General features: G+C 71.5%; 10 protein-coding genes. 2 read left to right on the top strand and 8 right to left on the bottom strand.

Features of this window, described 5'->3' with window-relative positions:
- The 5 genes from VGE38_RS16630 to VGE38_RS16610 all read right to left on the bottom strand — a co-directional run.
- Nucleotides 1-1022: NAD(P)(+) transhydrogenase (Re/Si-specific) subunit beta (locus VGE38_RS16630; RefSeq protein ID WP_414690995.1), on the bottom strand; the 1022-nt coding region annotated here is incomplete at its 3' end.
- A 3-nt stretch (nucleotides 1023-1025) separates the two neighbouring features.
- The gene (locus VGE38_RS16625; protein WP_331143671.1) at nucleotides 1026-2561 is read right to left on the bottom strand and encodes a Re/Si-specific NAD(P)(+) transhydrogenase subunit alpha; all 1536 of its coding nucleotides are present in this window, start codon (nucleotides 2559-2561) and stop codon (nucleotides 1026-1028) included.
- Between the two features lie 126 nt (nucleotides 2562-2687).
- Nucleotides 2688-4676 carry an acetoacetate--CoA ligase gene (locus VGE38_RS16620; RefSeq protein WP_331143670.1) on the bottom strand — a complete coding sequence of 663 codons (1989 nt, stop codon included), beginning with the start codon at nucleotides 4674-4676 and terminating at the stop codon, nucleotides 2688-2690.
- A 22-nt stretch (nucleotides 4677-4698) separates the two neighbouring features.
- Complete coding sequence (locus tag VGE38_RS16615) at nucleotides 4699-5463, bottom strand: response regulator (RefSeq protein WP_331143669.1); 765 nt, start codon at nucleotides 5461-5463, stop codon at nucleotides 4699-4701.
- A complete protein-coding gene (locus VGE38_RS16610; RefSeq protein ID WP_331143668.1) occupies nucleotides 5460-7331 on the bottom strand; it encodes a PAS domain S-box protein in 1872 nt (623 codons plus the stop codon). Before VGE38_RS16610 ends, VGE38_RS16615 begins: the two co-directional genes overlap by 4 nt.
- Nucleotides 7332-7427: 96 nt before the next feature.
- Between VGE38_RS16610 and VGE38_RS16605 the strand changes: the two genes are divergently transcribed.
- Nucleotides 7428-7691: a hypothetical protein gene (locus VGE38_RS16605; protein WP_331143667.1), complete on the top strand. Its 264-nt coding sequence runs from the start codon at nucleotides 7428-7430 to the stop codon at nucleotides 7689-7691.
- Nucleotides 7692-7768: 77 nt separating this feature from the next.
- Nucleotides 7769-9136, top strand: coding sequence for a helix-turn-helix domain-containing protein (locus tag VGE38_RS16600; protein ID WP_331143666.1), 1368 nt, complete (start codon nucleotides 7769-7771; stop codon nucleotides 9134-9136).
- A 465-nt stretch (nucleotides 9137-9601) separates the two neighbouring features.
- Here VGE38_RS16600 and VGE38_RS16595 read toward each other — a convergent pair whose 3' ends face one another.
- The 3 genes from VGE38_RS16595 to VGE38_RS16585 form a co-directional block, all read right to left on the bottom strand.
- Nucleotides 9602-9889 carry an antibiotic biosynthesis monooxygenase family protein gene (locus VGE38_RS16595; protein ID WP_331143665.1) on the bottom strand — a complete coding sequence of 96 codons (288 nt, stop codon included), beginning with the start codon at nucleotides 9887-9889 and terminating at the stop codon, nucleotides 9602-9604.
- 131 nt (nucleotides 9890-10020) lie between these two features.
- Complete coding sequence (locus VGE38_RS16590) at nucleotides 10021-11436, bottom strand: aspartate ammonia-lyase (protein WP_331143664.1); 1416 nt, start codon at nucleotides 11434-11436, stop codon at nucleotides 10021-10023.
- The gene (locus VGE38_RS16585) at nucleotides 11433-12560 is read right to left on the bottom strand and encodes a M20 family metallopeptidase (protein WP_331143663.1); all 1128 of its coding nucleotides are present in this window, start codon (nucleotides 12558-12560) and stop codon (nucleotides 11433-11435) included. The genes VGE38_RS16590 and VGE38_RS16585 overlap by 4 nt, the downstream gene beginning before the upstream one ends.
- Nucleotides 12561-12563: the final 3 nt, after the last annotated feature.

Raw genomic sequence — 12563 nt, 5'->3', positions numbered from 1 at the left:
GTCAGGTCGGCGACGGGGTACTGCGCCTGGGCGACCGCCATGCCGTAGCCGGGCGTGATGACGACCGAGGACGCCGACGCGAGCAGGTCGGCGACACCCTCGGCGTCGATCTCGCGGTGGTCGCCGTAGTCGGTGTCGTCGGCCTTCGCCTCGATGCCGAAGCCACCGGCGATGACCGAGAAGAACGAGCGGTTCATCGCCTGGCACATGATGTAGGAGAGGTAGGCACCCGAGGAGCCGACCAGCGCGCCGGTGACGATGAGCAGGTCGTTGCCGAGCAGGAAGCCCGCGGCAGCGGCCGCCCAGCCGGAGTAGCTGTTGAGCATCGAGACGACGACCGGCATGTCGCCGCCGCCGATGGAGGCCACCAGGTGCCACCCGAGCGCGAGCGCCAGCACGGTGACGGCGATGAGCATCCACAGCTGCGCGTCGACGAGGAACGCGACGGTCAGGCCGGCGAAGAGCACCAGCGCGCCGATGTTGAGCAGGTTCTTGCCCGGCAGCATCAGCGGCGCGGACTTGATCCGGGCCGAGAGCTTGAGGAAGGCGACGATCGAGCCCGTGAAGGTGACGGCCCCGATGAAGACGCCGATGAAGACCTCGGCGTCGTGGATGTTGGCCAGCGTCTCGTCGCCACCGAACGCGTGCGCGTCGTGGAGCTCGAGGTGGCTGTTCCAGCCGACGAGTACGGCGGCGAGGCCGACGAAGCTGTGCAGCAGCGCGATGAGCTCGGGCATCTCGGTCATCTCGACCTGACGGGCACGCCACAGACCGATGGCGGCACCGATGACCAGAGCGAGGAGCAGCAGGCCGACCTCGCCCATCATGCCCAGCTCGTCGCCGCCGTCGATGACGCGCAGGCCCATCGCACCGAGCGCGAGCGCCATGCCGGCGATGCCGAAGCTCAGGCCGCGCTTGGCGGTCTCGTGCTTGGAGAGACCCGCGAGGGAGAGGATGAAGAGGAGGGCGGCGACGAGGTAGGCGCCGGTGCTGATCGAGACGATGTCCATTCCCAGATCCATGGGTCAGCCCTTCTGGAACATGCCGAGCATGCGGCGGGTCACGGCGAAGCCGCCGAACACGTTGATGGAGGCCAGCAGCACCGCGACGAACGCGAGCACCTTGACCAAGCTGTCGGAGGTGAGGATCTGGCCCATGGCACCGATCACGATGATCCCGGAGATCGCGTTCGTCACCGACATGAGCGGCGTGTGCAGGGCGTGGTGGACGTGGCCGATGACGTAGAAGCCGATCACCACCGAGAGCACGAGCACCGTGAAGTGCCCCGCGATCTGCGGCGGGGCGGCGGCCGTGACGAAGAAGAGCAGGGCGATGCCGACGCCCACCAGGCCGAGCTTGGCCTGGGGCGAGAGGCTCTTCGCCGGCTTCGGCTCCGCGGCCGGTGCGGCGGCAGCCGGTGCGGCGGGGGCGGCCGAGACCTGCACGGGCGGCGGCGGCCACAGCTTCTCGCCGTCCTTGACGACGGTGATGCCACGCTGGACGACGTCCTCGAGGTCGAGCACGACCTTGCCGTCCTTGCCGGGCGTCAGCAGCTTCATCAGGTTGACGAGGTTGGTGCCGTAGAGCTGCGAGGCCTGCGCGGGCAGGCGGCCCGCGAGGTCGGTGTAGCCGATGATCGTGACGCCGTTGGCGGTCGTGACGACCTCTCCGGCGACGCTGCCCTCGACGTTGCCGCCCTGGGCGGCGGCCATGTCGACGATGACCGAGCCGGCCTTCATCGACGCGACGTCGGCGGCGGTGAGCAGCCGCGGCGCCGGCCGCCCCGGGATGAGCGCGGTGGTGATGACGATGTCGACGTCGGCGGCCTGCTCGGAGTAGATCTCCGCGGCTCGCTTGTCGTAGGCCTCCGAGGTCGCCTTGGCGTACCCGTCGGAGGACTCCATCTGCTCGTCGACCTCGACGGCGAGGTACTCACCGCCCAGCGACTTCACCTGGTCGGCGACCTCGGGCCGGGGGTCGGTGGCCCGCACGATCGCGCCCAGCGCCGAGGCGGCGCCGATCGCGGCGAGGCCGGCGACACCGGCGCCCGCGACCAGGACCTTCGCCGGCGGCACCTTGCCGGCCGCGGTCACCTGTCCGGTGAAGAAGCGCCCGAAGTGGTGGGCGGCCTCGATCACGGCACGGTAGCCGGCGATGTTGGCCATCGAGGAGAGCACGTCGAGGGACTGCGCCCGCGAGATCCGGGGGACGGCGTCCATCGCGAGGACGGTCACGGGCCGCGCGGCGAGCGCGTCGACCAGCTCGGGGTTGAGCGCGGGCGCGAGCAGTGAGACGAGGATCGTGCCGTCCTGCACCAGGCCGACCTCGTCGAGCGTCGGGCCGTTGACCCGGAACACCACGTCACTGCCCCAGGCCTCGTCCGCGGTGCCGATCGTGGCGCCGGCCTCGGCGTACGCCGCGTCGGTGACGTCGGCCCGCTCCCCCGCGCCGCTCTCGACCAGGACGTCGTACCCCAGGGCCACCAACTGCTTCACGGTGGCAGGCGTCGCGGCGACCCGGGTCTCCCCCGGCCGCGTCTCGCGGGTCACTCCGATGCGCATCAGGCTCCTTCGGTCTGGCGGGCGGCCCCGGTTGCCGGGGACGTCGGCACCATGCCAGCGAAGACACCCGCTGGGAAGGGCGGTCTCATCCCCGTGCCGGATCAGATCGTTCCAAAGAGACGGGTCTCACAGTCCCGGCCGCACCGGATGCTCCCGCACCCAGGCGACGAACCAGTCGAGCGCCTCGGGATTGGCCAGCGCGTCGCGCGCGGCGACCTGCTCGGGATCGTGGCCGAGGAAGAGCTTCTTGACCGGCACCTCGAGCACCTTTCCGGTCAGCGTGCGGGGTACGGCGGGCGTCGGGACCACCGCGTCGGGGACATGCCGCGGCGAGCAGTCCGAGCGGATCCGCTGGCGGATCGCCGTCACCATGTCGTCGCTCAGCTCGCGCCCGGGCTCGAGCACCACGAAGAGCGGCATCCAGGAGTCGGCGCTGGCGTCGGCGGGCGGGACGTCGACGACGAGGGCGTCCACGACGCCGTCGACGCCGAGCACGGCGGCGTAGATCTCGGCCGTCCCCATCCGGATGCCGCCCCGGTTGATGGTCGCGTCGGAGCGCCCGTGGATGACGGCACCGCCGTGCGGCGTCAGCTCGATCCAGTCGCCGTGCCGCCACACACCGGGGAAGAAGTCGAAGTAGGCCTCGCGGTAGCGATGCCCCTCGGGGTCGTTCCAGAACCCCACGGGCATCGACGGCATCGGACGGGTGATGACCAGTTCCCCGACCTCACCGGTCGCCACCGGCGTGCCGTCCTCGTCCCACGACTCCAGCGCCACGCCCAGCGCCGGCGCCTGCAGCTCCCCGACATGGACCGGCAGCGTCGGCACCCCGCCGACGAACGCGGAGCAGACGTCAGTGCCCCCGGAGATGGAGAACAGCCAGACGTGCTCGCCGAGGTGGTCGTAGACCCATTCGAAGCCGGCCGGCGAGAGCGGCGAGCCCGTGGACCCGACCGCGCGTAGCGCGGCCAGGCTGCGACCCACGGTCGGCTCGACGCCGAGCTTCATCTGCGCGTGCAGGTAGGCGGCACTGGTGCCGAACACCGTGACGCCGGCATCGTCGGCGAGCTGCCACAACGCCGCGGGATCGGGAGCCGCGGGGCTGCCGTCGTACAGCACGATCTCCGCCGGCGTGAGCAGCATGGAGACCAGGAAGTTCCACATCATCCAGCCGGTGGTGGTGAACCAGAAGACCCGGTCGCCCTCGCGGGCGTCGACGTGGAACGCCGCGGTCTTGAGGTGCTCGAGCAGGATCCCGCCGTGGCCGTGGACGATCGCCTTCGGCTTCCCGCTGGTCCCGCTGGAGTAGAGGATCCACAGCGGGTGGTCGAACGGCACCCGCTCGAACTCCAGGGGCTCCTCGGTCGGCGTGAAGGCGTCGTCCCACGCGGTGCCGGGCAGGTCGCCGGTGCCCAGATAGGGCAGCACGACCGTGTGCCGGACCGTCGGCAGTCCGGCGGTGAGGTCGGCGACGATGTCGCGGCGGTCGAAGTCGCGGCCGCCGTACCGGTAGCCGTCGACGGCCAGCAGCACGGTCGGCTCGATCTGGTCGAAGCGGTCCAGCACCGTGCTGGTCCCGAAGTCCGGCGAGCACGAGGACCACACCGCTCCCAGGCTCGTGGTGGCGAGCATCGCCGCGAGCGCCTCCGGGATGTTGGGCAGGTACGCCGCCACGCGATCGCCGCGGCCGACGCCGAGCCGTCTCAGTCCGGCGCGGATCCGCGCCGTCTCCGCGCTCAGCCGACCCCAGGTCCAGGTGTCGAGCGGCCGCAGCTCGGAGGCGTGCCGCAGCGCGACCCGCTCGGGATCGGCTCCCTGTCGCAGGACGTGCTCGGGGTAGGACAGCGCCACGTCGGGGAACCACCGGGCGCCCGGCATCGTGTCGTCGGCCAGCACGGTGGTGGGATCGCCGTCGGCCACGATCTCGAAGTGGTCCCACACCGCACGCCAGAACTCCTCGAGCCGCTCCACCGACCAGCGGTGCAACGCGGCGTACTCACCACCGAGGTCTGGGGCCGCGTGTTCGCGGCCGAGGCTGCGGGCGAACTGGTGCAGAGCGGTGCGCTCCGCCTGCTCGGCCGTGGGCGTCCAGCGCGGTGTCACGTCGTTGTGCATGAGGCCCTTCATACCGTGCCCTTCATACGGTGCTGGTGGCGCGCGACACCTCCGCCCAGACCACCTTGCCACCGCTGGTGTCGGTGTCGATGCCCCACGCGGTCGCGATCCCGCCCACCAGCTGCAGGCCGCGACCGTGCTCCCGGACCGCGCTGTGCGGCTGCGGTTCGGGGGTGCCGGGTCCGGAGTCGGCGACCGAGATACGCAGGGACGCCGGCGTCAGCGAGAGCAGCAGCCGGCACTCGGACCGGGCATGGGTGACGGCGTTGGTGACCAGCTCGCTGACGACGAGTGCGGCGTCGTCGTACAGGTCGCTGCCCAGCTGCCCGCCGAGGCTCGCCCACAGGAACCGGCGGGCCCGGCCGGCGCTGGCCAGGTCGGCGGGCAGCTCGAGGACGTACTCGTCGCTGCGGGGGCGGGCGACGACTTCCAGGATGTCGATGAGGTGCGATATCTCGGCGTCCTTGACGACGTAGCCCTCGGCCTGCGACGCCACCCAGCCCTCGTCGTTCGGGTCGGACCCGGTGAAGACGACGATCTTCGAGGCGGGCGCGCGCTCCCGGACGCCGGTGAGCACGTCCCGCCCGGCGAGGTCGGGGAGGGCGAGATCGAGGACGACCAGGTCGGGCTGGAGCTCGGCGGCGCGCCGGACGGCCTCAGAGCCGGTCGCCGCCTCCCCGACGACCTCGAACCCGCCGCGCATCCTCAGCGCCATCCGCAGCACCGTGCGAATGTCCGCCACGTCGTCGACGAGCAGGACCCGCAACAACCCCCCGGCCGTGCTCACGGTTCACCCGGGATCGTGACGACGAAGGCTCCCCGCCTGTCGGCGGTGGGCGGCTCGTAGCGCGCGTGTCCGCCCTGGGCACGGGCGATCTCGCGGACGATGTAGAGCCCCAGCCCGGTCCCGGAGCGGGGCTTGCCGGTCACGAACCGCTCGAAGAGCCGCTCGCGGACCCGATCGGGCACACCGGCCCCTGCGTCGCTCACCCGGACGTCGACCCAGCGGTCGCGGTGGACGGCGAGCACGTGCACCGGAGGGGCGCCATGGGTGACGGCGTTCGCGACGAGGTTCTCGACCGCCTGGGCGATGCGGTCGGGATCGCCGTACGCGGTCAACCCGGCCGGTGCCTCGACGGTGATCTGGGCCGACGGCATGACGGTGGCCACGGAGTCGACGGCACGCCGCAGCACGCGCCCGACGTCGAACGGCTCACGCCGGAACTCCGCCGTGCCGGCCTCGAGGCGGGAGGCGGTGAGAAGGTCGTTGAGCAGCCGCCGCAGCCGGCTCGCACTCCCCGCCATCGACTCCAGCAGGTCACCGCGCTCGTCACCGGTGAGGTCGTCCGCGTGCCGGGCGAGGATGTCGATCGCCGCCCCGACCACCCCGATCGGGGTGCGCAGCTCGTGCGCGGTCACCGAGAGGAAGTCGGCCTGCTCCCGGGCGGAGTCGTGCAGGCGACGGTTGGCGTCCTCGAGGTCCTCGAGCATCCGACGGCGCTCGGTGAAGTCGCGGGTGACCTTGGCGAAGCCGATGTGCCGCCCGGTCTCGTCGCGCACGGCGGTGATCAGCACGCTCGCCCAGAACCGGCTGCCGTCCTTGCGGACCCGCCACCCCTCCTCCTCGTAGCGGCCGTCGCGCAGCGCCCACTCCAGCTCGTGCTCGGGGTGCTGCTCGGCCTGCTTCTCGGGCGGGTAGAAGTTCCGGAAGTGCTGGCCGATGATCTCCTCGGCGGTGTAGCCCTTGATGCGCTCGGCCCCGGCGTTCCAGCTCATCACGTGGCCGGACGGGTCCAGCATGAAGATGGCGTAGCCCTCGACCGCCTCGACCAGCAGCCGGAACCGCTCCTCGCTGAGCAGCAGCTCCTTCTCCGCGCCCCGCTGGGCGGTCACGTCCTGCAGCTGGAGGAAGAGGTACAGCGCTCGGCCGTGGGAGTCGCGCACCGGCGCGATGGTGGCGAGCGCGCGGCGACCGGTGCCGGGCACGTCGTGCTCGAACTGGGCCACGTCCTGCTCGCCCGACTCCACCCGGGCCACGGCCGCACCCGTCTGGTCACCGGCCAGGTCGGCGTACGGCGCGCCGACGAGCTCCTCGACCGGGCGGCCGACCAGCTGGGAGAACGCCCGGTTCGTGCGGACCAGGTGGCCGCTGAGCGTCATGGTCGCCATGCCGATCGCGGCCTCCTCGAACACCTCACGGAACCGCTCGAGGTGCTCGGTGAGGACGCTGTCGTCGCCGGCGTCGGCGTCCACGGCGGGCGGGTCCACCGCGGCACGCCGGTCGTCGGGAAGCGCGGCGAGCAGTGTCTCGACGACCTCCTCGGCCTTCGCCGACTTCTCCAGGAACGCCGCTGCGCCCAGCTCGCGTGCCCGCCGGGCGAGACCGCGCTCGTCGAAGCCGGTGTAGAGCACCACCCGGGTGCGCGGGGACACCGCCCGCACCCGGGGCAGCGCCGAGAGGCCGTCCATCCGGGGCATCGAGACGTCGAGCAGCATCAGGTCGGGCTGCTCGCGCTCGGCCAGAGCGACGGCCGCCTCGCCGTCGCCCGCCTCACCGACCACGTCGAAGCTGCCGGACACCCGCAGCATGGTACGCACGAGCAGGCGCACGTCGGGCGCATCGTCGACCACGACGATGCGTGCGGCAGTTGTCACCTTGTGACCGTAACCGTCCGAGGCGATTCGTACTCATGCCACACCCGAACCTCGTGCGGATGGTTCGCTGCCTCACGGACGGGGTACCCCACTCACGTGAGCGCCACACCCAGCACCGCACAGTTGCGCGCCCTCTCCCACGAGGCGATCGACGCGACCTCGACGGCCTACACCGAGGACGCCGCCGTCGACGTCGAGCAGCGGCTGGTCGCCGAGCTCGCCGACCGCGGCATCGAGGTCGACGACGACGAGTGGGTGAGGCAGGTCGCCCGCGCGATCCGGTCCGGGCACGGCGTACAGCTCGATCCTCCGCCGCCCACCGCGCCGGGCTCGCTCGGGGGCGACAACGGTGGCGGCTGAACCATTGATGACAGTTTTGGACAATTTCTGTCGCACTCGGACAACGCGACTGGCACAGCGCAGGCACAATGGATCACATGACGCCTGAGACGGCCGAGATGAGCCGCAGCATCGACTCCGCCGAACTGGGCAGGCGCATCCGCAATGCCCGGATCGCCGCCGGCCTGACGCAGGCCCAGCTCGCCGCCGGCGAGGTCTCGGCAGCCTACGTGTCGCGGATCGAGGACGGGCAGCGACGCCCCGGACCCGAGCTGCTCGGCCGCATGGCCGAGCGCCTGGGCACGACGCTGGACGAACTGCTCTTCGGGGTCTCGTCCGTCGAGCGTCGGCGGCTGCAGGTGGCTGTCGACCACGCCGAGCTCGCGCTCGCGGGCGGCAATGCGCAAGAAGCGCTGGATCGGGCGACGGCCGTGCTGGCCGAGGTGGCCGACACGCCTCTCGACGACGTACGCCGCAGCGCTCTCGAGGTCCGCGCGTTCGCGTTGGAGGCGACCGGCGACCTCGGCGCGGCGATCGACGCATTGGAGGAGCTCGCCGCTCGGCCGACCGCCGACCGCGCCTGGCTCAAGGTGCTGATCGCGCTCAGTCGGTGCTACCGGGACTCCGGTGACCTCAGCCGGGCGATCTCGATCGGCGAGCGCGCCGCGGAGACCATCGAGGAGCTGGGCATCTCCGGGCTGACCGAGGCGATCCAGCTGAGCCTGACGGTGGCGGGCGCCTACATGCTCCGCGGCGACACGGCCTACGCCATGGTCCTCTGTCGACGGGCGATCGAGGCGGCCGAGAAGTACGACTCCACTGTGGCCCGGGCGTCGGCCTACTGGAACGCCAGCCTCCTGGAAGCGCGGCGCGGCAACCACGACTCAGCCCTCGAGCTCACCCGGAAGGCGCTCGCGCTCTTCGAGCTCGGCGAGGACGCGCGCAACCTCAGCCGCTTGCGGGCACAGCTCGCGAACCTCCAGCTCCAGCTGGACCCGCCCGACGCCGACGGCGCGCTCGAGACGCTGACCCAGGCGGAGCGCGAGATGCTGTGGTCGTCCGCCAGCTCGATCGACGTGGCCCGCCAGTGGCTGATCCGGAGCCGGGCCCACCTCATCCTCGGCCGACTCGACGACGCAGGTGACTGCCTCAACAAGGCGTTGGAGATGCTGCCGGAGAGTGCCTCCATCGTGGCTGCGTCTGCCTATGCGCTGCGCGGCGAGCTTGCCGCCGCCCAGGGGCGGCCGGACCAGGCGCGGCGCGAATACCAGCGCGCGGTCCAGATCCTCACCGGGATCGGGGTCGACCGTGACGCCGCGCAGCTGTGGTTCGAGCTCGGCTCGCTGCTCTCCGAGGCCGGCGACGCCGAGGGCGCCCTCGACGCGTTCAAGCGGGCGGGTGCCTCGACGGGGCTGCTCCGGGTCCGCCCGACCGCGCGTACCGCATCGGACGCGATCCTGCACTGAGCTCTGGTGGTCCCACCGGGGTCCGCCACGAGCGGGCCCCGGTGGGATTCGTGTCAACTGTCCCGAGTCAGCAGCAGATGTACTCAGCCCGCGGAACGGAGTCGTTTCCGCCGGCGGCGTTGGCGCCGATCACCGTCACGAGCGCGATGAGACCGATCGCCAGCATTCGCTTCGCAGTACGCATCTGAGTCCTCCTTCTTAGAGCGCCGCGTCACTGGCGCTGACTTGACAGGAGTTGCGTAACATTTAGGCAAGCGAAAACCGTGCATTTGATCACATTGACTTGTCAGATCTTGACAAGTGAGATTCGGCAATGAGAAAGAGCCCCCCGGCGGGGGCATGCCACGAGAACGCGGCGACGACTCGTCGCGGGCCGTGTGACGGCGCGCGGCGGGGCCGGCTACGCCCGTAGCCGGCTAGGGGTCCCCCGAGAGGGCGTCTGAGAGGAAGCTCGAGAGGCTGAGCTCAGCAGTCGCTGAAGTGCAGGACCTCGGGGAACGGGTCGTAGAAGTGGTGCAGCAGCCGCTTCCACTCCTGGTACTGCGCCGACCCACGGAAGCCCTCGGTGTGCGCCTCGAGGCTGTCCCACTCCACCAGGAGCAGGAACTGGCTCGGCTTCTCAACGCAGCGCGACAGGCGGACGCCACGACATCCCGGCATCCCCGCGATGATCGGTCGCGCCTGCTCGAAGGCGGCGAGGAACTCCTCCTCCATGCCCGGACGGACGGGAAGCGGCGCGTGCTCGAGGATCATGGGGGCGTCTCCTAGGTGCTGGTCGCGGTACGAGCCAGCGGTCGGCCGACGTCATCGCCACCGCAGTACATCACGCGCCGCCCCGCGTCCGACCTCCGGCAACTGCCCGGAACTGCCGCAACCACCGGCCGCTACTGCGGCGGCTCGAGGTTGGCGAGGGTCTCCGGGCTCAACAGGGCGTCGACGACCGCGGGGTCGAGTCCGCCCGTCGCCAGCGCGAGGGTGCGCACGTCGCCCGCGCCGGCGAGAGCCGCCGCGGCGATCTCGGCCGACCGCGCATAGCCGAGCAGGGGCGTCAGGGCGGTGGCGAGGCCGGCGTTGGTCGCAGCGGCCGCGCTGAGCTTGGCGGCGTCGACCGTGAGACCGTCGACGCACAGCTCCCGCAGGGCGTCGAACGCGGCGGTCATCCACGCCGACCCCTGCAGCAGGCCGTGACAGATGACCGGCTCGAAGGCGTTGAGCTGCAGCTGCCCGCCCTCGGCCGCCAGCGTCACGGTCACGTCGTTGCCGATCACCCAGAAGGCGACCTGGTTGACCATCTCCGGGATGACCGGGTTGACCTTGCCGGGCATGATGCTCGAGCCGGCCTGGCGGGGCGGGAGCCGCAGCTCGCCGAGACCGGTCTGTGGACCCGACGACAGCAGCCGCAGGTCGTTGCAGATCTTCGACGCCTTGACCGAGATCCGCTTGAGGACGCCCGACACCTGGACGAACACGCCGGTGTCGCTGGTCGCCTCGATCAGGTCGCTCGCACCGACCAGCGGACGCCCCGTGATCTCGCACAGGTGCGCCACGGCGCGCCGCCGGAAGTCCGGGTGCGCGGTGATGCCGGTCCCGATCGCGGTGGCGCCGAGGTTGACCTCGCAGAGCAGGGCCTGGGAGTCCTCGATCCGGGCCAGCTCCTCGCGGAGCGTCACGGCGTACGCGCGCAGCTCCTGTCCGACCGTCATGGGTACGGCGTCCTGGAGCTGCGTCCGGCCGATCTTCGGCACCCCATGGAACTCGGCGGCCTTGGCCGCGAAGGCGTCGGCCAGCGCGCCGATCGCGACCGCGAGCTGGTCGAGCGACGCGAGCAGCGCGATCCGCACGGCGGTCGGGTAGACGTCGTTGGTCGACTGGCACCGGTTGACGTGGTCGAGCGGGTGGATCTCGTCGTACCGACCGCGCGGCAGGCCCAGGATCGCGAGGGCCCGGTTGGCGATGACCTCGTTGGCGTTCATGTTGGTGGACGTGCCGGCGCCGCCCTGGATGACGTCGACGACGAACTCGTCGTCGAGCTCACCGGTGCGGACCTCCTCCGCGGCCGCGCCGATCGCTTCGAATCGACGGTCGTCGAGCAGGCCCAGCTCGTGGTTGCTGCGGGCGGCGGCGAGCTTGACCGCACCGAGGGCCGCGACGAGGTGCCGGTGGCTGCCGACGGTCGTGCCGCTGATCGGGAAGTTGGTCAGTGCGCGGGCGGTGTGGATGCCCCAGTACGCCGTGGCCGGGACCTCCCCCGTTCCGAGCGAGTCCTTCTCGACACGAGTCTGTGCGGTGGGCGTGGTCATGGTGTCTCCGGTGCGAGGTCGAGGGCCGTCCAGGCGAGTGCGGTGGCCGCGTCGAGGAGGGCCCTCTCCGCGTCGCCGCCCACACAGTGCGCGGCGAACTCTGGTTGGTGGTTGAGCGCCGGCAGCGATCCGATGCCGACGTAGGGATGGATCGCGGGGACGAGCTGGGAGACGTTGCCCATGTCGGTGGACGCGCGGTTCATCCGTCGCGCCGGCGAGCTCTCGTCGAAGACCCGGCCCAGCTCCACGGCGTTGCGTCGGTAGGCCTCGAGGGCTGGCCCGAAGGTGCGGAACTCGGCGTACGGCTTGCTCTCCGGCGTCACCTCGAGCTGGCAGCCGGTGGCGAGCGCGCCGGCTTCGAAGCAGCGCCAGACCTTCTCCTCGGTCGCGGCGAGCTCGGCCAGGGACTCGGCGCGGACGTACCAGCGGCCCTCGGTACGGGCCGGGATCGCGTTGGGCGCCTCTCCCCCGTTGGTCATCACTCCGTGCACCCGCACCGAGGACGGCAGCTGCTGGCGGAGCAGCCCCACGGCGACCTGGGCGATTGTGAAGGCGTCCGCCGCGTTGATCCCCTGCTCGGGGTAGGCCGCCGCGTGGGAGGCCTTGCCGCGGAACTCGACGTGGGAGTGCGAGACCGCGAACGGCTCCGCCTCGGCGACGTCGACCGGTGCCGGGTGCGCCATCATCGCGAGGTCGACGCCGCTGAAGGCGCCGCGCTCGAGGAGCTCGATCTTGCCGCCGCCGCCCTCCTCGGCCGGCGTGCCGTAGACCTCGATGGTGAGACCGGCGGCGTCGGCCAGCGGCGCCAGTGCCCGCGCCGCGCCGACGGCGATGGCGGCGATCAGGTTGTGCCCGCAGGCGTGGCCGAGGCCCGGCAGTGCGTCGTACTCGGCGCACAGGGCGACCCGGAACGGCCCGCTGCCGTAGGTCGCGTGGAACGCGGTCTCGAGGCCGAGGTAGGCCGGGGTGACGTCGAAGCCGGCCTCGACCAGCGCCTCGGCGACCCATCGGGAGGAGTTGTGCTCCTCCCAGGCCGTCTCGGGATGGGCGTGCAGCTGCTCGGAGAGACCGATGAGCCGCTCGGCGTCGACGGCGATCTGTCGGGCGACGGTGGTCTTGCTCATGCC

It is taken from the genome of Nocardioides sp., from assembly GCF_036405735.1.
In the GTDB taxonomy this organism is placed as follows: Bacteria; Actinomycetota; Actinomycetes; order Propionibacteriales; family Nocardioidaceae; genus Nocardioides.
Note: the sequence above shows the minus strand (reverse complement) of the source record. Positions and strands in the feature narration are given on the sequence as shown.

Bases quoted from the DNA above. Each gene is read 5' to 3' on its own strand.
- VGE38_RS16590 (WP_331143664.1), bottom strand. From the start codon at position 11,436: ATGACCACGCCCACCGCACAGACTCGTGTCGAGAAGGACTCGCTCGGA.
- VGE38_RS16625 (WP_331143671.1), bottom strand. From the start codon at position 2,561: ATGCGCATCGGAGTGACCCGCGAGACGCGGCCGGGGGAGACCCGGGTC.
- VGE38_RS16595 (WP_331143665.1), bottom strand. From the start codon at position 9,889: ATGATCCTCGAGCACGCGCCGCTTCCCGTCCGTCCGGGCATGGAGGAG.
- VGE38_RS16600 (WP_331143666.1), top strand. From the start codon at position 7,769: ATGACGCCTGAGACGGCCGAGATGAGCCGCAGCATCGACTCCGCCGAA.
- VGE38_RS16585 (WP_331143663.1), bottom strand. From the start codon at position 12,560: ATGAGCAAGACCACCGTCGCCCGACAGATCGCCGTCGACGCCGAGCGG.
- VGE38_RS16620 (WP_331143670.1), bottom strand. From the start codon at position 4,676: ATGCACAACGACGTGACACCGCGCTGGACGCCCACGGCCGAGCAGGCG.